Source organism: Sutcliffiella rhizosphaerae (assembly GCF_917563925.1).
Classification (GTDB): domain Bacteria; phylum Bacillota; class Bacilli; order Bacillales; family Bacillaceae_I; genus Sutcliffiella_A; species Sutcliffiella_A rhizosphaerae.
Map to the genome: position 1 here is coordinate 167,361 of NZ_CAKJTJ010000001.1, position 17,929 is coordinate 185,289.

General features: G+C 37.6%; 20 protein-coding genes. 4 read left to right on the forward strand and 16 right to left on the reverse strand.

Annotation, left to right across the window (positions count from 1 at the left end; translation table 11 throughout):
* Window positions 1-23 precede the first annotated feature (23 nt).
* Complete coding sequence (locus LRP81_RS00880; RefSeq protein WP_230499344.1) at window positions 24-377, forward strand: PadR family transcriptional regulator; 354 nt, start codon at window positions 24-26, stop codon at window positions 375-377.
* Window positions 361-1,056: a permease prefix domain 1-containing protein gene (locus LRP81_RS00885; protein WP_230499345.1), complete on the forward strand. Its 696-nt coding sequence runs from the start codon at window positions 361-363 to the stop codon at window positions 1,054-1,056. Before LRP81_RS00880 ends, LRP81_RS00885 begins: the two co-directional genes overlap by 17 nt.
* A 185-nt stretch (window positions 1,057-1,241) precedes the next feature.
* Here the strand turns inward: LRP81_RS00885 and LRP81_RS00890 are convergent, their stop codons facing one another.
* From LRP81_RS00890 to LRP81_RS00910, 5 genes are all read right to left on the reverse strand, one after another.
* On the reverse strand, window positions 1,242-2,777 hold the full coding sequence (locus LRP81_RS00890) for a carboxypeptidase M32 (RefSeq protein WP_230499346.1): 1,536 nt from the start codon (window positions 2,775-2,777) through the stop codon (window positions 1,242-1,244).
* Window positions 2,778-2,903: 126 nt separating this feature from the next.
* A complete protein-coding gene (locus tag LRP81_RS00895; RefSeq protein ID WP_230499347.1) occupies window positions 2,904-4,040 on the reverse strand; it encodes a bifunctional cystathionine gamma-lyase/homocysteine desulfhydrase in 1,137 nt (378 codons plus the stop codon).
* Between the two features lies 1 nt (window position 4,041).
* Window positions 4,042-4,965, reverse strand: coding sequence for a PLP-dependent cysteine synthase family protein (locus tag LRP81_RS00900; protein ID WP_230499348.1), 924 nt, complete (start codon window positions 4,963-4,965; stop codon window positions 4,042-4,044).
* A gap of 28 nt (window positions 4,966-4,993) precedes the next feature.
* Window positions 4,994-5,695 (reverse strand): 5'-methylthioadenosine/S-adenosylhomocysteine nucleosidase, encoded by a 702-nt coding sequence (gene mtnN / locus LRP81_RS00905; RefSeq protein WP_230499349.1) that lies wholly within the window; start codon window positions 5,693-5,695, stop codon window positions 4,994-4,996.
* Between the two features lie 73 nt (window positions 5,696-5,768).
* Window positions 5,769-6,410, reverse strand: coding sequence for a class I SAM-dependent methyltransferase (locus tag LRP81_RS00910; RefSeq protein ID WP_230499350.1), 642 nt, complete (start codon window positions 6,408-6,410; stop codon window positions 5,769-5,771).
* 176 nt (window positions 6,411-6,586) lie between these two features.
* Between LRP81_RS00910 and LRP81_RS00915 the strand changes: the two genes are divergently transcribed.
* Window positions 6,587-6,796, forward strand: coding sequence for a YrzA family protein (locus tag LRP81_RS00915; RefSeq protein WP_230499351.1), 210 nt, complete (start codon window positions 6,587-6,589; stop codon window positions 6,794-6,796).
* Between the two features lie 56 nt (window positions 6,797-6,852).
* Window positions 6,853-7,320 carry a hypothetical protein gene (locus LRP81_RS00920; RefSeq protein ID WP_230499352.1) on the forward strand — a complete coding sequence of 156 codons (468 nt, stop codon included), beginning with the start codon at window positions 6,853-6,855 and terminating at the stop codon, window positions 7,318-7,320.
* Between the two features lie 1,127 nt (window positions 7,321-8,447).
* Here LRP81_RS00920 and LRP81_RS00925 read toward each other — a convergent pair.
* From LRP81_RS00925 to LRP81_RS00975, 11 genes are all read right to left on the reverse strand, one after another.
* Window positions 8,448-9,122, reverse strand: coding sequence for a YrrS family protein (locus LRP81_RS00925; RefSeq protein WP_230499353.1), 675 nt, complete (start codon window positions 9,120-9,122; stop codon window positions 8,448-8,450).
* Between the two features lie 95 nt (window positions 9,123-9,217).
* Entirely contained in the window at window positions 9,218-10,999 is a 1,782-nt protein-coding gene (locus LRP81_RS00930) for a peptidoglycan D,D-transpeptidase FtsI family protein (protein ID WP_230499354.1), read from the reverse strand.
* Between the two features lie 56 nt (window positions 11,000-11,055).
* Window positions 11,056-11,529 carry a transcription elongation factor GreA gene (greA, locus tag LRP81_RS00935; protein WP_230499355.1) on the reverse strand — a complete coding sequence of 158 codons (474 nt, stop codon included), beginning with the start codon at window positions 11,527-11,529 and terminating at the stop codon, window positions 11,056-11,058.
* Window positions 11,530-11,690: 161 nt separating this feature from the next.
* Window positions 11,691-12,326, reverse strand: a complete 636-nt coding sequence (gene udk, locus LRP81_RS00940) for a uridine kinase (protein WP_230499356.1) — start codon at window positions 12,324-12,326, stop codon at window positions 11,691-11,693.
* A 4-nt stretch (window positions 12,327-12,330) separates the two neighbouring features.
* Window positions 12,331-13,602: a peptidase U32 family protein gene (locus tag LRP81_RS00945; RefSeq protein ID WP_230499357.1), complete on the reverse strand. Its 1,272-nt coding sequence runs from the start codon at window positions 13,600-13,602 to the stop codon at window positions 12,331-12,333.
* Window positions 13,603-13,626: 24 nt separating this feature from the next.
* Window positions 13,627-14,553, reverse strand: coding sequence for a peptidase U32 family protein (locus LRP81_RS00950; RefSeq protein WP_230499358.1), 927 nt, complete (start codon window positions 14,551-14,553; stop codon window positions 13,627-13,629).
* Complete coding sequence (locus LRP81_RS00955; protein WP_230499359.1) at window positions 14,546-15,211, reverse strand: O-methyltransferase; 666 nt, start codon at window positions 15,209-15,211, stop codon at window positions 14,546-14,548. Before LRP81_RS00955 ends, LRP81_RS00950 begins: the two co-directional genes overlap by 8 nt.
* Before the next feature lie 216 nt (window positions 15,212-15,427).
* The gene (gene mltG, locus LRP81_RS00960; protein WP_230499360.1) at window positions 15,428-16,567 is read right to left on the reverse strand and encodes an endolytic transglycosylase MltG; all 1,140 of its coding nucleotides are present in this window, start codon (window positions 16,565-16,567) and stop codon (window positions 15,428-15,430) included.
* Window positions 16,568-16,921: 354 nt separating this feature from the next.
* Window positions 16,922-17,206: a DUF1292 domain-containing protein gene (locus LRP81_RS00965; RefSeq protein WP_230499361.1), complete on the reverse strand. Its 285-nt coding sequence runs from the start codon at window positions 17,204-17,206 to the stop codon at window positions 16,922-16,924.
* A gap of 18 nt (window positions 17,207-17,224) precedes the next feature.
* Window positions 17,225-17,641: a Holliday junction resolvase RuvX gene (gene ruvX / locus LRP81_RS00970; RefSeq protein WP_230499362.1), complete on the reverse strand. Its 417-nt coding sequence runs from the start codon at window positions 17,639-17,641 to the stop codon at window positions 17,225-17,227.
* Between the two features lie 3 nt (window positions 17,642-17,644).
* Window positions 17,645-17,911, reverse strand: a complete 267-nt coding sequence (locus LRP81_RS00975) for an IreB family regulatory phosphoprotein (RefSeq protein ID WP_230499363.1) — start codon at window positions 17,909-17,911, stop codon at window positions 17,645-17,647.
* Between the last annotated feature and the right edge of the window lie 18 nt (window positions 17,912-17,929).

Sequence of the window (17,929 nt, forward strand, 5' to 3'; positions counted from 1 at the left end):
TAGTGAAACAGGAGGTGGAAATTTTGGAAGTAAATAAAGAGGTTTTAAAAGGTCATATAGATACGCTGATATTGTCCCTTTTACATAGTAGAGATATGTACGGATATGAATTAGCTAAATTAGTGAGAGAAAAAAGCGAAGAACAATTTGAATTAAAGGAAGGAACACTTTATTTATCTCTAAAGCGATTAGAAAAAAACAAGTGGATTACCTCTTACTGGGGCGACGAACAGGGCGTTGGAGGAAGAAGAAAATATTATAATCTGACACCTTTAGGTGAAGAAGGTTTTGAAAATAAACGCAAGGAATGGCAATTTGTTAAACAAATGATTGATAAATTTATTGAAGGGGGAGATAAATTTGAAACAGATAGATAAATATGTAAATACGGTTTATAAGAATGCAAGTGGGAACAAAAAAGAAATTGAAGAACTAAAGTCAGAGATGAAAAATCATCTTTTGGAAGCAGTAAATGATTTAAAAGAGAAAGGGTATTCCGAACTAGAAGCGATTGATATAGCTATAGAACGTTTTGGTGAAGCAGAGGAGATGCGCTCTATTGTATCTCAATTGTTTAAGGTACAAAAAACTTTTTCTAAATGGGTTCTTTATATAGGAATAGCAATTTTACTACTCTCAACTGCAATTTTTGGTTACTTTATAAATATCGGAAATGAACGCACAAGTGAACAGTCTGAAATTGCTTATTCAATCGGAGATATTATCGATAACGACCCAGAATTATCAGATGAGACAAAAGAGCAAATTGAAAATTTGTTAAATAACGCCAATTACATTAGAAAAATGAACGTTTATCAGAATGGTGATAGTGAGAACCCTGTATATAAATTAGATAAAAACACCCATCAAACATTATCTTTAGTATATAGTGATTTGCGATATGGCAGTGGAAATAGTAATAGTTTTGTTGAAATTGAAGTTCTTGATTATCGTAACATTGGAATATTATCATTATTTTTTGGTGTTACGTGTTTTGGTGTTCTTTTCATCATATGGACAATTATCAATGCGTATCATAGAAGAAAAAAGGTGTAGCGAGTGAAAATTCCTCCATTCAATTATCATTAGGATAAATAAAAATAGCAACTGAGAGAATTCAGTTGCTATTTTTTATGCGAATTAGTTTTCATTATGATTGATAAAAAGTATCTTAATTCAGGAGAATTGTAGCTTTCTCCAATCAACAAAATCAGTTTAGCTTTCAGGTAGCTTTGTTTTTATTAAAATTGATAGATAGCAGCATATTTTTCTTCTAAATATCTAACTAGATACTTGGCATCAAGTTCTTCTCCAGTTAACTTAACAATTAAATCATTTGGTGAATACAACTTTCCATATTGATGAATGTTTTCCTTTAACCACCCACCGATTGCCAGGAAATTACCTTGCTCGATTTTATCGTAAAAATCAGGCATTTCTTTTAAGAAGGTATAAAGGATTTGTGCAGCATAGAGATTACCTAATGAATAGGATGGGAAGTATCCAAAACCACCGAAAGACCAGTGAACATCCTGAAGAACTCCTAATGTATCTGTTGGCGGTGTGATCCCTAGGTATTCTTCCATCTTTTCGTTCCAAACCTTTGGAAGGTCCTTCACTTCATATTCTCCGGCAAACAACCCCTTCTCTACTTCATAACGTATCATGATATGAAGATTGTAGGTCAATTCATCCGCTTCTACGCGAATATAGGATGGGTCCACTTTATTTACTGATCGATAGAAATCGTCTAAAGAAACTTCAGAAAGCTGCTCTGGGAAATGTTTTTGCAGATCCTCGTAAAAATATACCCAGAACTCTTTACTTCTGCCGACCATATTTTCTAAGAAACGTGATTGAGATTCATGAATACCAAATGAAGTTCCTCTACGAATTACTCTTCCTTCATAATCAGGATTGACTCCTTGTTCATACATACCATGACCTGCTTCATGGATGGTACCAAAAATGGCAGATCTAACATTTTCTTTAAGATAGCGTGTTGTAATTCTCACATCGCCAGTGTTGACCGAAGATGCAAAGGGGTGTACTGTTTCATCTAATCTTCCAGCTTCCATATCAAAACCAATTAAAGGTAAAATATATTGATTAAATTTCTTTTGAGATTCAATGTCATAGTCTTGAGCAAAAATGTCTTCTCTTGGCTGGGATTTGGAGGCTTTAATTTTATTTAAAATTTCCACACTCTTTTCACGAAGCTCTTTAAATAACGGATCAAGTTTCTCCACTGTTAATCCAGGCTCAAATTCATTAAGCATCGCGTTGTATGGATGACCTTCGTATCCATAATACTCAGCGAATTTCTTTTTAAATACAAGTACTTTTTCCAACACCGGAGCATATGAGGCAAAATCATTGTTCTCACGTGCTGCTTCCCATGCTTCATTTGCATCATTCACTAGAACTACATACTCCTGATATTCATCAGCAGGAATTTTAACCGATTTATCATAATTCTTTTTACGTTCACTTACACATGCTTTCGTTGCATCATCCAGTTGTTCCCAAACCTTGTCCTCTGTTAAAAATTCCAATAAGTCTCCCATTTCTTTGGAGATGGATAATTTGAATGCTTCTGTTGAAAGGGTCCCTCTTGCTTTCCCAAATAGTGAACGCCCTTTTTTAGGTGCTTTTGTTTTTGAATCCCAGCTTAATAAGCCTAGTACATCGCTATAGTGACAAAGTTTTTCATCTAATTTGTTGAACGCATCCACCTTATCTTGGATGCTAGCTTCCAATACAGGTACTGAAGACATCTGTATTCCCCCTAATAAAAATAGTATGAATATTATGTATTCTCATTTATTATAGCAGATAAATAATGAGATTAGAAAAAATAAAAACTCCCTGTAAGAGAATTCCTCTAACAGGGAGTGACAAAATTATCCTTCAATTGCTTGCTTTAAATCGGCAATTAAGTCTTCAACATCTTCAATTCCGACAGAGATACGAACGAGGCCATCCACAATTCCAAGCTCAGCACGACGTTCAGCAGGAATGGAGGCATGTGTCATTCTAGCTGGGACAGATATTAAGCTCTCTACCGCTCCTAGACTTTCTGCAAGGGTAAAGTATTTAATTCTAGCCAACAGCTGATCTGCTTTCTCGGCACTTCCGATATCAAAGGATACCATTCCGCCAAATCCACCAGCTTGCTGTTTTGCAACATCATGATTTGGATGTTCTTCAAGTCCAGGGTAATATACTTTTCCAACTAGTGGATGGCTTTCCAAGAAATCAACAATTCTGCGAGTATTTTTCTCAGTTGCTTCCATCCGTAATCCAAGGGTTTTAATACCGCGCATTAATAACCATGAATCCTGTGGCCCTAAAATTCCACCAGTAGAATTTTGAACAAAATGGAGTTCTTCTGCAAGTTTTTCCGAATTTACTACAACAAGACCAGCTACTACATCGCTGTGTCCACCGATGTATTTAGTTGCACTGTGTAAGACGATATCTGCTCCAAGATTAATAGGTGACTGCCAGTAAGGCGTGCTAAATGTATTATCGACGATAGTGATCAAATTATGTCTTTTAGCTAAAAGACTAGCCTTTTGAACATCTGTCACTTTTAATAAAGGATTGGTTGGAGTCTCAATAAATAGTGCTTTCGTGTTTTCCTTGATTGCTGCTTCAATGTTCTCCAAATTGCTTGTATCAACAAAAGTCGATTCAATTCCCATTCGGTTTAATACCTTTGTCATCACACGATATGTTCCACCGTATACATCATCTGTAAGAACGACATGATCTCCGCTATCAAAAAGCATCATTACTGCAGTAATAGCGGCCATCCCTGAACCAAATGCAAATCCAGCTTTTCCATTTTCTAAATCCTTAATCAATTCTTCCAAAGCATGACGAGTAGGGTTGCCGGTTCTAGAGTATTCGTACCCTTTGAAATTTCCTACACTCTCTTGTTTATATGTGCTAACTTGATAAATTGGTGTGGAAACAGCTCCAGTATGTGGATCACCAACAATACCACCATGAATCAATTTTGTTTTTTTATGCATATTAGATTCCTCCATCATAAATCTTTTTACTTAAATAGCGTTCACTGCTATCCGGGAAAATAATGACGATATTAGTTCCCTCTTTTGCTATTTTCGCCTCTTCCAACGCAGCATGGAATGCCGCTCCAGAGGAGCTACCTACAAGAAGGCCTTCGTTTTGAGCTAACTCTTTTACACGGTTAAATGCATCCACATCATATACAGTATGAATGGCATCAAAGTAAGCTTCGTCCATATATCCTGGTAGAAATTCCATCCCTATTCCTTCAGTTTTATGCGGACCAGATTCACCACCATTTAAAATGGATCCTTCTGGTTCCACGATGACAGTCTTTACATTTGGATTTTGTTCCTTTAAATATTTTGCAGTACCCATGAACGTCCCACCAGTACCTGCACCAGCAATAAAGACATCGATTTTGCCATCTAATTGCTCCCAAAGCTCTGGACCAAGTGTTTTAAAATAGGTTTCCGGGTTTGCCGGATTTCCAAACTGCTGCGGGCAGTAAGAATTAGGAATGTCTTTTATAAGCTCCTGCGCTTTTGCTATTGCACCTTTCATCCCAAGTGAAGTAGGTGTATGGACAATCGTGGCACCTAAGGCCTTCATTAATTCTTGTTTTTCTATACTAAACTTTTCTGGCATACATACCATTACTTTATAGCTTGTGCCTATAGCAGCTAATGCTAACCCAATTCCCGTATTCCCTGCTGTAGGCTCGATAATAGTTCCGCCTTCTTTCAGCCTGCCTGTTCGGACTGCATCTTCTATCAGTTCTTTCCCAAGTCGATCTTTTATGCTTCCACCTGGGTTATAGAACTCAAGTTTTGCAAAAAGGCGAATACCTTTTGGCACATTCAAATTCGTTAATTCAACAACTGGAGTATTCCCTATAAGGCTATGAACATTTTTATATATTTTCATTATATTTCCCCCTGCGATCAACTAAAAACTAAGCTGACTTCAATTCAGTAAGCATGTTTTCAATCAGCATGGAAGAATGCAATGCGGCTTTGCTTAAGAATTGGTCAAAGCTAATGTTTGACTCTTTTCCAGCAATATCAGATAACGCACGAATCACGACAAATGGCACTTTAAATGAGTGGCACACTTGCGCGATGGCAGCAGCTTCCATTTCTGCAGCTTGTAACTCAGGCATCTTTTCACGAACAGCCTCCACTCGAACAGGGTCATTCATAAAGGAATCACCGGTTGCAATCAATCCCTCCACTACCTGCATGCCACTTACATTTTTCGCTGCCTTTTTAGCGACATTCATTAATTTGGAATCCGCTTCAAAAGCTGCCGGAAGACCAGGTACTTGTCCATACTCGTATCCAAATGCCGTCACATCTACATCATGGTGACGAACCTCTGTAGAAATCACGATATCTCCAACATTCAGAGATGGTGAGAAGCCTCCTGCAGATCCTGTGTTAATAACAACATCAGGCTGGAACCTTTCCAAAAGTAACGCAGTACTAAGTGCCGCATTTACTTTTCCGATACCCGATTTTGATAATATAATATCTACTCCGTTAAGAGTACCTGTGTAATATTCACAACCAGCAACGGTTGTCGTTTCCATTCCTTCGATTTTATCTCTTAGAATGGTTACTTCCTCTTCCATTGCACCGATGATTGCTGCTTTCATGGTAAAAATCCCTCTTTTCATAAGATTAGCCGCCAGAGCTTTTCCTCTGAAAAGAGAGAAAAGTGGCGGTCTGTTATTGTTTGACTGCTTCCATTACCCAGACAAAATGATTGAAACGATTATACTCTACTTTAAAGCCTTGCTTTTCAAAGATAGTAGTAAGTACATCAATTGTTGTATAGTATTCCGTTTTGAGATCGTTTGCTAAATTAAGGAATGTATGATTTTCTGCCTGTTTTATAGTCGCTTCATATGAATCTTTATTTTCAAAGACAGTGTCAGCAAATACTATTTTACCACCTTTTACGAGTAACTTTCCATAGTGCTCCACCGCTTCTTTTTTTTCAGAGTCTGTCAAGTGATGAAACGCATAAGTGCTTACAATGGATTGAATCTGTTCCGTTGGTTCTGGAAAGCTTAGAAAATCACCATCTTGTATGACAACTGTTTCTGGAAGCTTTTCAGCAGCTTTCTCTCGCATTGTTTTGGATGGCTCTACTGCATATACTTTGTGACCCTGTTTTAATAACTCGTTTGTTAGATTTCCAGTCCCCACCCCAAATTCTATTACAGGGCTTGTCGCTTTCATTGCAACATCTTTTAAAATATCTTCATAGCCACGAAATACTTCCGCATACTCTAAGTCCTTGCCACTGACCGTTGCATCGTAATAATTAGCCCAATCATTAAACAAGTCGACGAATTCACGTCCCATTTTCTCTCACTCCACCATTTATATAATATAATTCCTATGAGTATAGTATGAATTAAAGAAATAACTGTTCTTAATCTAACACATCTTTCTATTTTCTTCAATGAATTTGTTTGGTAAGATGTACACAGATAACTGATTTCTTGTATAGGTAAACCCTCTGAAAGGACTAGAATAGAATGAATTTAGATTTTACATTAATTGAAGATAAAATAGAGTTTTTCGAGGCACCTCAATTATCACTTTTGGAAAAGAAAATTAATGAACAAATTGACCATAACCGCGCCCTCATGCTTGGCGTACATTCTGTTTCCCATCAGATGCACATGGATGAGGAAGGAAGAAAATACTACAGTGCAGTCGTACACTTTAAATTAAAAGGGAAATAACATGTAACTTTTCTCCATTTAATTCGTCTAGGTATTAAGAAGGAGGGGGATTAGTTTTGTGGAGATGGCTTGTAATAGGCATTACTATGCTAATTTTATCAGGATGTGGGGCACAAGCGAGTCAAGAAGGGGTTAAACTAACAGAACCTCCAATCGTTCAAGTGAAAGCGAATGATGCCGTGTATGAGGCGACACGTGGAGCTTACTGTTGGTCTTATAACAATACTGGTGAATGTGTAGATATTGCCGGATATGTGGAGCTCCAAGAAAAGCCTCTATTTACAGTTGAACCTGGAACACAAATAGAGTTTATTTTTCCTGAAAGTCCAATTCCCGATGTAGAGGAGTTAGTTTATTCATTAACTACCGCTTATGAAGATGTAGATTTCCCGATTGAAAATCATTCATTTACTGCTCCAGATGAACCCGGAATTTACTACTTTGGTTACAATGTAAATTGGGAAGGAAATCCAGGGGGAAGTGTGTCATATGCTTTGATGGTTGCGGTGAAAAAAGACAGTTAGAGATAGTAGATTCGTCCTTTTTTCTTCCCCTTTGAAAAAGGTTTTGCGCTGCTAGCAGTTTTGAAGCCACAAAAGTCGACTCGATACATAAGTATTCTCGAAATTTTTGATTAGTAAGTGTATTTCCAATCCCAGGTAGCTTATAATCCTTAAAGCTGCTGGTATTGGATTTTTTTCTGTGTTTTGGCAATTGCTGCATCTCCATACTTTATAGGATTTGTGCATTGGGGAAAATGAACAGTTGGCACACATTACTCCATGTATTATGTCATTTAAGTTTAAATGATAATATTTAATTAAGTTAAACTTATCGGGAGAGTGGTGATTTATGAGGGAACGAGTAAGCTTATTGTTAAAGGTTTCTTGCTTATAGCTTTCATCAATTATTTTTCTTTGGAAGATTTGTATGGAAGTAATTCTTTCAAGTATAGTGGGGGATTTTTTATAGAGCATTGCATGGTTATGAGTAATAACAACTTGTGTGGCTATCGAATAGGGGGCAAATTTAATTGCATTATCAATTGTGAAAGCTGAATTTTTTGCTGATCTAATTGTGCAAAGGGATCTCCGAGTCTTTCGCTGTTTTCCCCGCTGTGTCGTATTAATGTTCCCGTGTCATCATCAAATTCAAGAATTCCTGAGATATATTTTGAATCTAGGATGACACAATGTGTAGATGATATGAGCTATGTGTCCATTTGAAAGTATCGACCCATTGTATCTTGAAGCCTTAATCCATACAGCACTTGATAGCTTTCATGTGGTAGAAAGGAAGAAAAGTAGTCCATCGCTTTTTCTCCTTTATGTTCGTAGTGGAGACGGAAAAACTCTTTTTCAATAAGTGCGTATTTCGAATGAATGTGCTTTCTGGATCCTTCTAACGCCAGCTTCGTGTGCGAGTAAGCGAAATGGCTTTTCTCTGTCCTTTTTTATCATTGGACAATTCCTTTTAATTTCTAAATTTATTTCGCTATTCTGGTCACAATTTCCTGCAACATTATATTATTGGTCACTTTACATGATATATTTGCCATTCGACACGACACAACAGTGTTCGCATTAAAGCCTTCGAGTTTCACACAAAAAACCACCCCAACAACAATGTGCCAGAGTGGATTTTAAGATTTTTAAAGTGCTTTAACTTGTTCAACCTTTGTTGGTTTCCAACCTTCATTTGTTACCCATTCGAGGTAAATCTTGAAGTTTTCGCCAGTGGATTTGTTACGGATAGATGCGACTGCATGATGTTCGCTTCCACCGTTCCCTAAGAACATTAACGTATAGTCACCACTGTTCAATCCAGTTGCTGCATGAACAGCATTTAGCTTTTCTTGCCAGTCTATATGGTTTTCATCATATACAGATGTATGTGGTTCAGATTGGGAAGTTCCAACTGGTCCCCAGCCTGCATTTGTCATTGTTTTGATTACATTAGGGTCATCAGAGTTTTCAGAGACTTCCGTTTCAGAATTAGAGTCGTTTTCGTTTTCCTCATTTTCATCTTCTTCTTGGGATTCCTCTTCTTCTGGTTCTTCCTCTTCTTCAGACCTTGCTGCCTCTTCCTCTTCAGCTTTCTCGTCTTCAGTTGGAGTATTTTCATCTGATTCATTCTGCTGTTGATCATTTGCTAGCTGATTCTCGGTATCTGTTGTAGGATCGTTTTTACCAAAAAATAACGAAGATCCTAGAACAATGATAAAAATAAATACAACACCTATTAGGATATTATAAACCATGTTCGTTTTTTTGCGTTTCGTTGTCCGGCCATAACGTGAGCCACCTTTGTTAAAGTCTAATGACATGTGAGTCCCTCCTAGTCAGAGCCAAAAATAGTATAATTACAATAGATTATTGTAACATCATTACTAGTAAATTGACAGTGAAAAGGGGTGGTAGTTTAATCCTCCTTTGCTCTTTCATATAAACCTTGGACTATGTCCTTATAGATTGGTGTGACTTTGTACTCATCTTCTAATACATCTAAATCTACTACAACCATGGCATATTTTGGGCTTTGAATTGGAAAGTAACCAGCAAACCAACGATTATAGAGCTCCACATCATTCCCATTCATATTTATAACCTTCCCAGTCTGGGCAGTACCACTTTTTCCTGCCACTTGGTATGGGAGGTCTTTCATTAATCTTCCAGTCCCAACCTCAGATGTGACTACTTCCCGCAACAAATGCTGGATTTGCATAATCGTATAGGAGGATAGCTTGTCTACTTCACGTTTATGTTCAGGAAACGAAAAGAGGGGTGTTCCATTTTTATATAGAATCTCTTCAACTAGCTTTACTTCCATTGAAACCCCACCACGCGCAATTGTTGCCATCATGTTAGCAACAGAAAGTGGTGTTACCTTTACATCTTTTTGCCCAATAGAGGTTTGTGCGACAGCAAGCGGCACTCTCTTCTCTTTGTCATCCGTCCAAATAATCCCTTTTTTCTCTTCTGGAATTTGATGGAAATCGGAAAATCCGAACAATTGTCCACTCCAACCAACTTTTCCTGTTAGCCCCAGAATATGTGCGTACTTTTCAATAATTTGTGGGTCTTTGGCTGCTAGTTTCTTCCCAATTTCACCAAAGGTGTTATTACAGCTGCGAGTGAAGCTTGTTTCAAGATCAAGCATTCCCATCTGCTTGTCTTCTTCTTCTGGGTTACCATTTATTTTAAGATCGCAATTATAAGTCATTGTTTCATCAATGACATTTTCTTCGTAAGCAGCAGTTGTTACGACTGTTTTAAAAACCGAACCTGGGAAATGTGGCTCTAGCATCAGGTTGTGTGCACCAAGTCCCTCTGAAGGATTAGTCGAATCCATGGATGGCTTGGAAACCATGGCTAGAATTTCATTTGATGCAATATCTAAAAGAACAATTCCGCCTTTTTTCACTTGATGGCTTTCTAAAACTTCCTCTGCCATTCTTTGAATATCTTTATCCAAAGTCGTTTTTACTGACACCGGATAGTAAGGGTTCGATGGAGACATGTAACGAACATCTATTCCAAACAAAGGTCCTCCAAACCGATCTACATGATACAGCAATTTGGTGGATCCTTCTGGTAAAATGATTTCATCAAAAGCCATTTCCAACCCAGAAACGCCTATTGGGGTATGTGGTGAATAATTTTCTTTCGATACTTTTTCCGAGTATCTATTCATGAAGGTGTCGGCATCTTCACTAGTATAGCCAATGACATGTTTTGCTACTTGCTCCTTTAATTTAAATTGACGGTATAATGCAACCACTCCAGGATACTTGAGCTCATTAATTTGTTGCATTTGTTCATCTGTCAAGCTTTCAGTAAGCACAACAGGTACCTTTGCGTTTTCCAATAAGCGGTCGATTTCTTGTGGTTGTGTTTTTAATATCATTGCAAGTTCCTGTTTCGGCCATTCTAGATCCTTTAAAAACGGAAACAAAATAACACTTGGAAAATAATCATGTGTTAATGGCTGCCCATACCGATCGATAAATCGTCCTCGCCCTTCGTCCACTACAAGTGATTGAGTCCTTTGTTTGACACTTGCTTCAATTAAATTAATATGATTGCTAGTAAATGATTCTGTACTTATAAGCTGCACTTGAACAAGCCTGCCGATTAACAGACTTAAAAGAAGTACGACACAAATACCTAATTTATTGATTCTCCCTCTGATTAGCCGTTGCATAAAAAAACACCTCATCAACATTGTTGACGAGGTGTCTTGGATTTAATCAATCCGATTTATTTTACTGATACGATTCTTACGTTCATTTCTCCGCCTGGAGTTTGAATAGCTACTTCGTCGTCTACACGTTTCCCCATTAGGGAACTACCCATTGGGGATTCGTTGGAGATATTACCCTCAAATGGATCTGCTTCAGCACTTCCAACGATTGTATATGTTTCCTCTTCACCATCAGGAAGTTCAATGAAAGTAACGGTTTTCCCTAATCCGACCGCATCTGTCTCTTTATCTTCTTGGATGATTTTTGCGTTGCGAATCATTTGCTCAAGTAATGTTATACGCCCTTCAACAAATGCCTGCTCTTCTTTTGCGGAATCATATTCGGAGTTCTCAGACAAATCTCCAAAGCTACGTGCTATTTTAATTCGTTCCACTACTTCTTTACGTCTTACGGATTTTAATTGGTCCAGCTCTTGTACAAGCTTATCTTTCCCAGCTTGTGTCATTGGATATACTTTCTCTTGTGCCATGACTACTCACTCCTTCTAGTAATTGCATTCCCCAATTTACATTATTTTATATAACACTTACGAATGAGGCATATGTAAATGCGGAAAAAGATGTACCCATTAAATGGAATACATCGGCTTTACTTCCACAATTGGAAAATTCTCTAGCTTCTCATATGTTATTACAAAATCTCTTTTTGTTCAAGAATTGTTTGAATTTTTGTGACCATTAAGTCAATTGCTACGTGATTATGTCCACCTTCTGGGATAATGACATCTGCATATCGTTTCGTTGGTTCAATAAATTGATTATGCATCGGACGAACTACTGTAACATATTGTTCGATAACAGAATCAATAGTACGTCCTCTTTCCTTAATATCACGAAGCATCCGTCGAATGATTCGTAAATCTGCATCTGTATCCACAAAAAGCTTTATATCCATTAAATTACGCAATCGTTCGTCTTCTAATACCAAAATTCCTTCTACAATTATTACATCCTTTGGTTCTACTTCAATAACATGAGAGGACCTTGTATGAAGAGTATAATCATAAACTGGCTTTTTTACACTGTCATAATTTATTAAACTTTCGATATGCTTAATCAATAAATCATTATCAAATGCTAATGGATGATCATAGTTCGTTTGTAATCTTTTCTCCATTGGAACATCAGCTTGGTCTTTATAGTAATAATCCTGTTCCAACATTAAAATTGATTTCTCTGTAAAATGATCAAAAATTGATTTTGTTACACTCGTTTTCCCTGAGCCAGAACCTCCAGCCACTCCGATTACGATCGGTTTCTTCCCCATTGCCTTACTGCCCCTTTCGCATCATGTTATTCGGATAGACCGGTTTTTCCACTTTAAATTGTACGATTTGTAAAGGGTGTCGTGCAGCATCCATTTCGTTGCCCTTTTCATCCCATATTCTCTCGACTCTTTGTGTGAAGTTCTCAATTTCAGGACCGAAGAATTCGACTTCTTCCCCTGGTTTGAAAAAGTTTCTTTGCTGTAAGGTTACCATTTGTGTTTCTGGATGATAATCTAATACAAGTCCAACAAAATCATATGTTGTTTTTTTGCTATGATTGCCAAACATCTGCTCTTTATACCCTGGTACTCCCTCAAAGAAAGCCGGTGCTGTCTCACGATTTGCACACTTATCTAATTCCTCTAACCACTCTTTTTGGATGACAAAATTCTCTGGATCTGCGCAATATGCATCAATTACTTTCCGATAGACACTCACAACCGTTGCCACATAGTGAATGGATTTCATACGTCCTTCAATCTTCAAGCTGTCGATACCTAGTTCAATCATTTTTGGAATAGACTCGATTAATTTTAAATCTTTTGGACTCATGGCAAATGACTCATCATTGTCTTTGAATAGAGCAACCTCTTCCCCATGGTTTAGCTCATAAAGATCGTAGTCCCAGCGGCAGGACTGACAGCAACCTCCACGGTTAGAGTCACGAGCAGTCATATGATTACTTAGTGTACAGCGACCTGAATAGGCAATGCACATTGCCCCATGAATAAAAGTTTCAATCTCAATATCCACTTTTTCCTTCATTTCACGAATTTCTTCTGCACTTGTTTCACGGGCAAGGACGACACGCTCCAAGCCTTCTTCCTTCCAAAACTGAACAGCTTTCCAGTTAGATAGGGATTGCTGGGTACTTAGGTGAACCTCAAGTCGAGGTGCAACCTTTCGACAAGTTTCAATGATTAATGGATCCGCAACAATAATACCATGTACCCCGGCTTTTTCAATTCCCCGAAGGTAATCGTCAAGTCCGTCAATATTTTCGTTGTGGGCAAAAATATTGGTCGTTACATAAATTTTCGCACCATAATCTTTAGCAAATTCCACACCTTCCGCCATTTCTTCATGTGTGAAATTTCCTGCATTTGAGCGGAGGCCATATTCTTGTCCACCAATAAAAACCGCATCTGCGCCATATTGTACCGCAATTTTCAATTTTTCCAGATTCCCTGCTGGTGCTAGTAATTCTGGCTTTTTTACAATTACACGTTTACCATCTATAAATGTTGAAATAGTATCATTTACATCAGTTGTCATGACCCTATCCACCTCCTTTTCAAATTAATAGACGGTTTCCTTAAAGAAGAATCCAGTGTCAAGTGGGCGGTGGTCTTGTTGCAGATCTTCTAATTCATTTAGTAAGTCGTCTTTTATTTCTTCGTAATTCTCACGATTTTCTACGCATAGGTCAATTGCTTTTCGGTATTTTTTGGTCGCTTCCACGATATATTCGGGCGTTTGCAGGATACCATCAATTTTAAAGCTATCAACTCCTGTATCCACCATTTCTTCGAGTTCATCAATTATGCACATATCATTGGGACTCATAATATGTGTACCATTCTCATCTTCAAAGACTGGATACTTATTATTCCTTTCCTTATCATGAAGAAGCATCGCTCTGTCATTACCTCTGTCCACTTCCATCTCTTTTCCCTGATATTCAAAATAGTGACCAATTAGAGAGCGCTTGGACTGAAACATACAGGTCATTCCGTGAACTTGTACTTCAATTTCTACTTCTGCATTTTCTTTTATATCGTTAATAGCTTCCATATTAAGTTCACGTGCAAGTACTGCTCGTTTTGCGCCTTTTCGACCCCAATAATTGCACGTATAATAATTGGTTGCCGTCGTTTCCGTATTCCAATGTAATTTCAAGTTAGGAGCAACTTCCCTAGCAGCCATCAGTACCGCCGGGTCTCCGAAAATCACTGCATCCGCTCCTATTTCATCAACAAATGATAGGTAATCGGAAAGTTCGTCTACTTTTTCATTATGAAATAATGCATTCATGGCAACATAGATTTTTTTGCCATTTTCATGGGCAAGTTGAACAGCCGCTTTCACTTGATCTCGACTAAATTCACCTGCTAGTCTCAGTCCAAAACGCTGTTCTCCTATGACAAAAGCATCTGCTCCTGCTTTTATTAAGACTTCCAAGTTTTTTAAGTTCAAAGGGGTAACTAACAGTTCTGGCTTATTCACCTTTTTCACCTCTTCTTTTACTTATGGCAATGCCATCTCCAACTGGCAGAATCGTAGTAATATAACTTGGGTGCTCCGTTAGCCATCTGTTGTAACGATCAATTTTTTTAACAAGATTCCTAATTCTCTTCGGTTCAATTGCTTCGTAATTGTCTGCTACAAGCCCGCGAAATAGTACATTATCCGAAATAATTGTTCCTTGTGTAGAAAGCAACGTCTCATACATAGAAAAAAATCGCTCATATTGACCCTTTGCCGCATCCACAAAGATAAGATCGTATGATGCTTTCATTTTCACCTCGTCAAACACTTCTAACGCATCTCCAAAGATTAAATGAATACGATTTTCTAGCTTAGCTAAACCTATGTTCTTCTTTGCTTCCAAGTATCTTTGTTCGTCCCGTTCAATTGTGACTATCGTTGTGCTAGGTAACGCTTCAGCCATACGAATCGCAGAATATCCTATTGCTGTCCCAATTTCCAAGATACATTTCGGTTGCTCTAATCTTAGCAATTGGAGCAACGTTTCCATTCCTACCAAATCCATGATGGGTACGTTGTCTTCCCTCGCTTCATGCTCCATTTGGGTTACAAGATTATTTCTTTTTGGAATTAATGATTCCAAATACGAAATCACTTTATCATTATTGGCTTCCAACGGAAGGACGCCTCCTTTTATACAAAGAAAATAGAGGTAACCTCGATCGAGGAGCCCTCTGTTCAGTACTCGCTTTTCTAAATATGAAAATATAGGCTTAAGTTAGAACAGTGTCTAGCTTCAGCTCTTATCACTTAAATAAGTTCAAAACAACTCGATATATTTTATCACAAAAAAAGAGGGAAAGCGAATTAATTTCCGCCTCCCTAAAATTGTTTAACTATTGTCTTGGTTAGTAATATGTTCATTTTTATCATGGTTGTGACCTTCAAGCGTTTCATTAAACAGTACTTCTCCTTCGGGTGTTGCAAGGAAGTAGTAATACTCAGTATCTGCTGGCTCCAATGCCGCTTGAATGGAGGAAACCCCTGCATTAGCAATCGGGCCAGGTGGCAATCCTTGATTTCTATACGTATTATAAGGTGAATCTACTGCAAGATCTTCATATAAAGTTCTTTCTTTATGTTCCCCTAATGCATATAAAACAGTTGGGTCAGTTTGCAACGGCATACCTACATCTATACGATTATAAAAGACACTTGCAATCATTTCGCGGTCTGTTTGTACAGTTGCTTCTGCTTCTATTAAACTAGCCATGGTCAGTAGTTTATGGGGTGTGAATTCTTTGTTAGCCATTGCAATCCTTAGTTCATCATCTTCTAGAATTTCACTAGTTTTTTGCAGCATAACTTCAATGATTTCCTCAATAGTAGGATTTGCTACATAAAATGGATATGTTGCTGGGAAGAGATAACCTTCAAGAGCATATTTAATATCTTCATTCAATATTTCCTCAGTAATAACTTTAGGAAATTTTTCTATTAAGCTGCTTAAATAGCTCTTGTCATTGGCCTTCTCCATAAATTCATCCTTGGAAACACCAATTCTTTTTTCTAGAATCTCTGCAATTTGTTCTAATTGTCTGCCTTCTGGGATAGTAATTTGGAAAACCACATCTTGCTGAACTCTTCCTTGTTTAAGATGTCCAATAATGTCATCTAGTTTCATGGAAGGACTGAGTTCATATTCCCCAGCCTGAAAGCCCGATTCATTTTTAAATTTTACGTAATATCGAAAAATTTTCCCACTTTTGATTATCCCATGATCTTCAAGTATTTGTCCAATCATTGTCGTGGAAGACCCAATTGGTATTTCTACTGATTCTATACTCGTATCCTCTTCATTCACTGGTTGTATTGCATTTTTTATAAAGAAATACCCACCACCAATAATGCCGGTTAATGCAAGCATCAAAACAACAAATACAGTAAACACAATGCGGCGGACTATTTTCGCTTCTGTATGTTTTTCTTTTAATTTTTCTTGTATATAGTTTTTATGATTTTTATTTGACAAAACAAATCCCCCTCTCACACACACCAATTAATTATACAACAATTTCATTTTATTTTTGACAAAAAACAATCATTTTTGCTTTTCCGACACAACCCCACATCATATTTTACCATTTTTCTCGGAATCAGCATTACTTTTTCCCTATATCTTTTCAAAATATTTGTAATTTATGATATAGGCGATTAGAATCCTACGCATTTTTCTAGAGGGAGATAATCAACCTGCAGTGTTTGCGTTATTGAGGATATTATTGGTAGGCAAAAGAGGGATAAAAATCATTGCAAAGCTTTAAGTAGACATTATTTCCAAAAAAAAAAAGCATGCAGAATTTATTATTCTGCATGCCCTTCCATTTTACTCTTCTTCTTCTGCTAGGAATGTGTTTAACATTTCCTCAATCATGTCCCACTCTTCATCCGTTTCTACTGGCTCTAAATCGCCGCCTTCATTTGAATCACTTGGCGTGAAGCTTGATGCATGTATTTCGATGTCTTCATTGTCATCATCTTCTGATCCTACTGGATAGTAGAGCACATAGGATTTACCAAACTCGTCAGATTCAAATGTGAAAAGAACCTCACAAAGCTGCTCATTTCCGTCTTCGTCTACTACCGTAATATGCTGTTCACCATGTTCCATTTTTAAATCACCTCAAAATTATTGTTGGCTGTCAAGATATCCTTGTAAAATAACAACTGCAGCCATTTTGTCAATTACTTGCTTTCGTTTTTTTCTACTTACGTCAGCAGATAGAAGAATTCTCTCTGCTGCTACAGTAGAAAGTCTTTCATCCCAATAGATAACAGGTAATCCCGTTTTATCTATTAGCTTGTCACCATACTGTTTACTCGCTTCGCCACGAGGACCAATGGTACCGTTCATGTTCTTAGGTAGTCCTATTACTACTTTTTCAGGCTTGTATTCTGCGATTATTTGTTTTATGCGCTTAATGCCCAAGTTTTTTACTGCCTCGTCAATTTTTATCGTTTCCAAACCTTGAGCGGTCCATCCCATTTCATCACTAATGGCAACACCAACCGTTTTGGAACCGACGTCTAAGCCTAAAATGCGCATGTGTTACTCCTTGCGGTGCTGTTTTAGATAGGACTTCACCAATTCTTCAATAAGCTCGTCCCTTTCGATTTTCCGAATAAGGGTCCTCGCGTCTTTATGACGTGGAATATATGCTGGATCCCCGGAAAGTAGGTAGCCGACAATCTGATTGATTGGATTATAGCCTTTTTCCTGCAGTGCCTCATAAACCGTTATTAATACGTCATCAACATTTGCATCCAATGCATCTTCAGGAAAGTTAAATTTCATCGTTTTGTCAAAGGAGCTCATCATTTGCACCTCTCTCTT

Excerpts from the sequence above, each read along its gene's own strand:
- LRP81_RS00890 (WP_230499346.1), bottom strand. The coding sequence starts at position 2,777 with ATGTCTTCAGTACCTGTATTGGAAGCTAGCATCCAAGATAAGGTGGAT.
- LRP81_RS00895 (WP_230499347.1), bottom strand. The coding sequence starts at position 4,040 with ATGCATAAAAAAACAAAATTGATTCATGGTGGTATTGTTGGTGATCCA.
- LRP81_RS00900 (WP_230499348.1), bottom strand. The coding sequence starts at position 4,965 with ATGAAAATATATAAAAATGTTCATAGCCTTATAGGGAATACTCCAGTT.
- mtnN (WP_230499349.1), bottom strand. The coding sequence starts at position 5,695 with ATGAAAGCAGCAATCATCGGTGCAATGGAAGAGGAAGTAACCATTCTA.
- LRP81_RS00910 (WP_230499350.1), bottom strand. The coding sequence starts at position 6,410 with ATGGGACGTGAATTCGTCGACTTGTTTAATGATTGGGCTAATTATTAC.
- LRP81_RS00915 (WP_230499351.1), top strand. The coding sequence starts at position 6,587 with ATGAATTTAGATTTTACATTAATTGAAGATAAAATAGAGTTTTTCGAG.
- LRP81_RS00925 (WP_230499353.1), bottom strand. The coding sequence starts at position 9,122 with ATGTCATTAGACTTTAACAAAGGTGGCTCACGTTATGGCCGGACAACG.
- LRP81_RS00930 (WP_230499354.1), bottom strand. The coding sequence starts at position 10,999 with ATGCAACGGCTAATCAGAGGGAGAATCAATAAATTAGGTATTTGTGTC.
- greA (WP_230499355.1), bottom strand. The coding sequence starts at position 11,529 with ATGGCACAAGAGAAAGTATATCCAATGACACAAGCTGGGAAAGATAAG.
- udk (WP_230499356.1), bottom strand. The coding sequence starts at position 12,326 with ATGGGGAAGAAACCGATCGTAATCGGAGTGGCTGGAGGTTCTGGCTCA.
- LRP81_RS00945 (WP_230499357.1), bottom strand. The coding sequence starts at position 13,602 with ATGACAACTGATGTAAATGATACTATTTCAACATTTATAGATGGTAAA.
- LRP81_RS00965 (WP_230499361.1), bottom strand. The coding sequence starts at position 17,206 with ATGGAACATGGTGAACAGCATATTACGGTAGTAGACGAAGACGGAAAT.
- ruvX (WP_230499362.1), bottom strand. The coding sequence starts at position 17,641 with ATGCGCATTTTAGGCTTAGACGTCGGTTCCAAAACGGTTGGTGTTGCC.
- LRP81_RS00975 (WP_230499363.1), bottom strand. The coding sequence starts at position 17,911 with ATGAGCTCCTTTGACAAAACGATGAAATTTAACTTTCCTGAAGATGCA.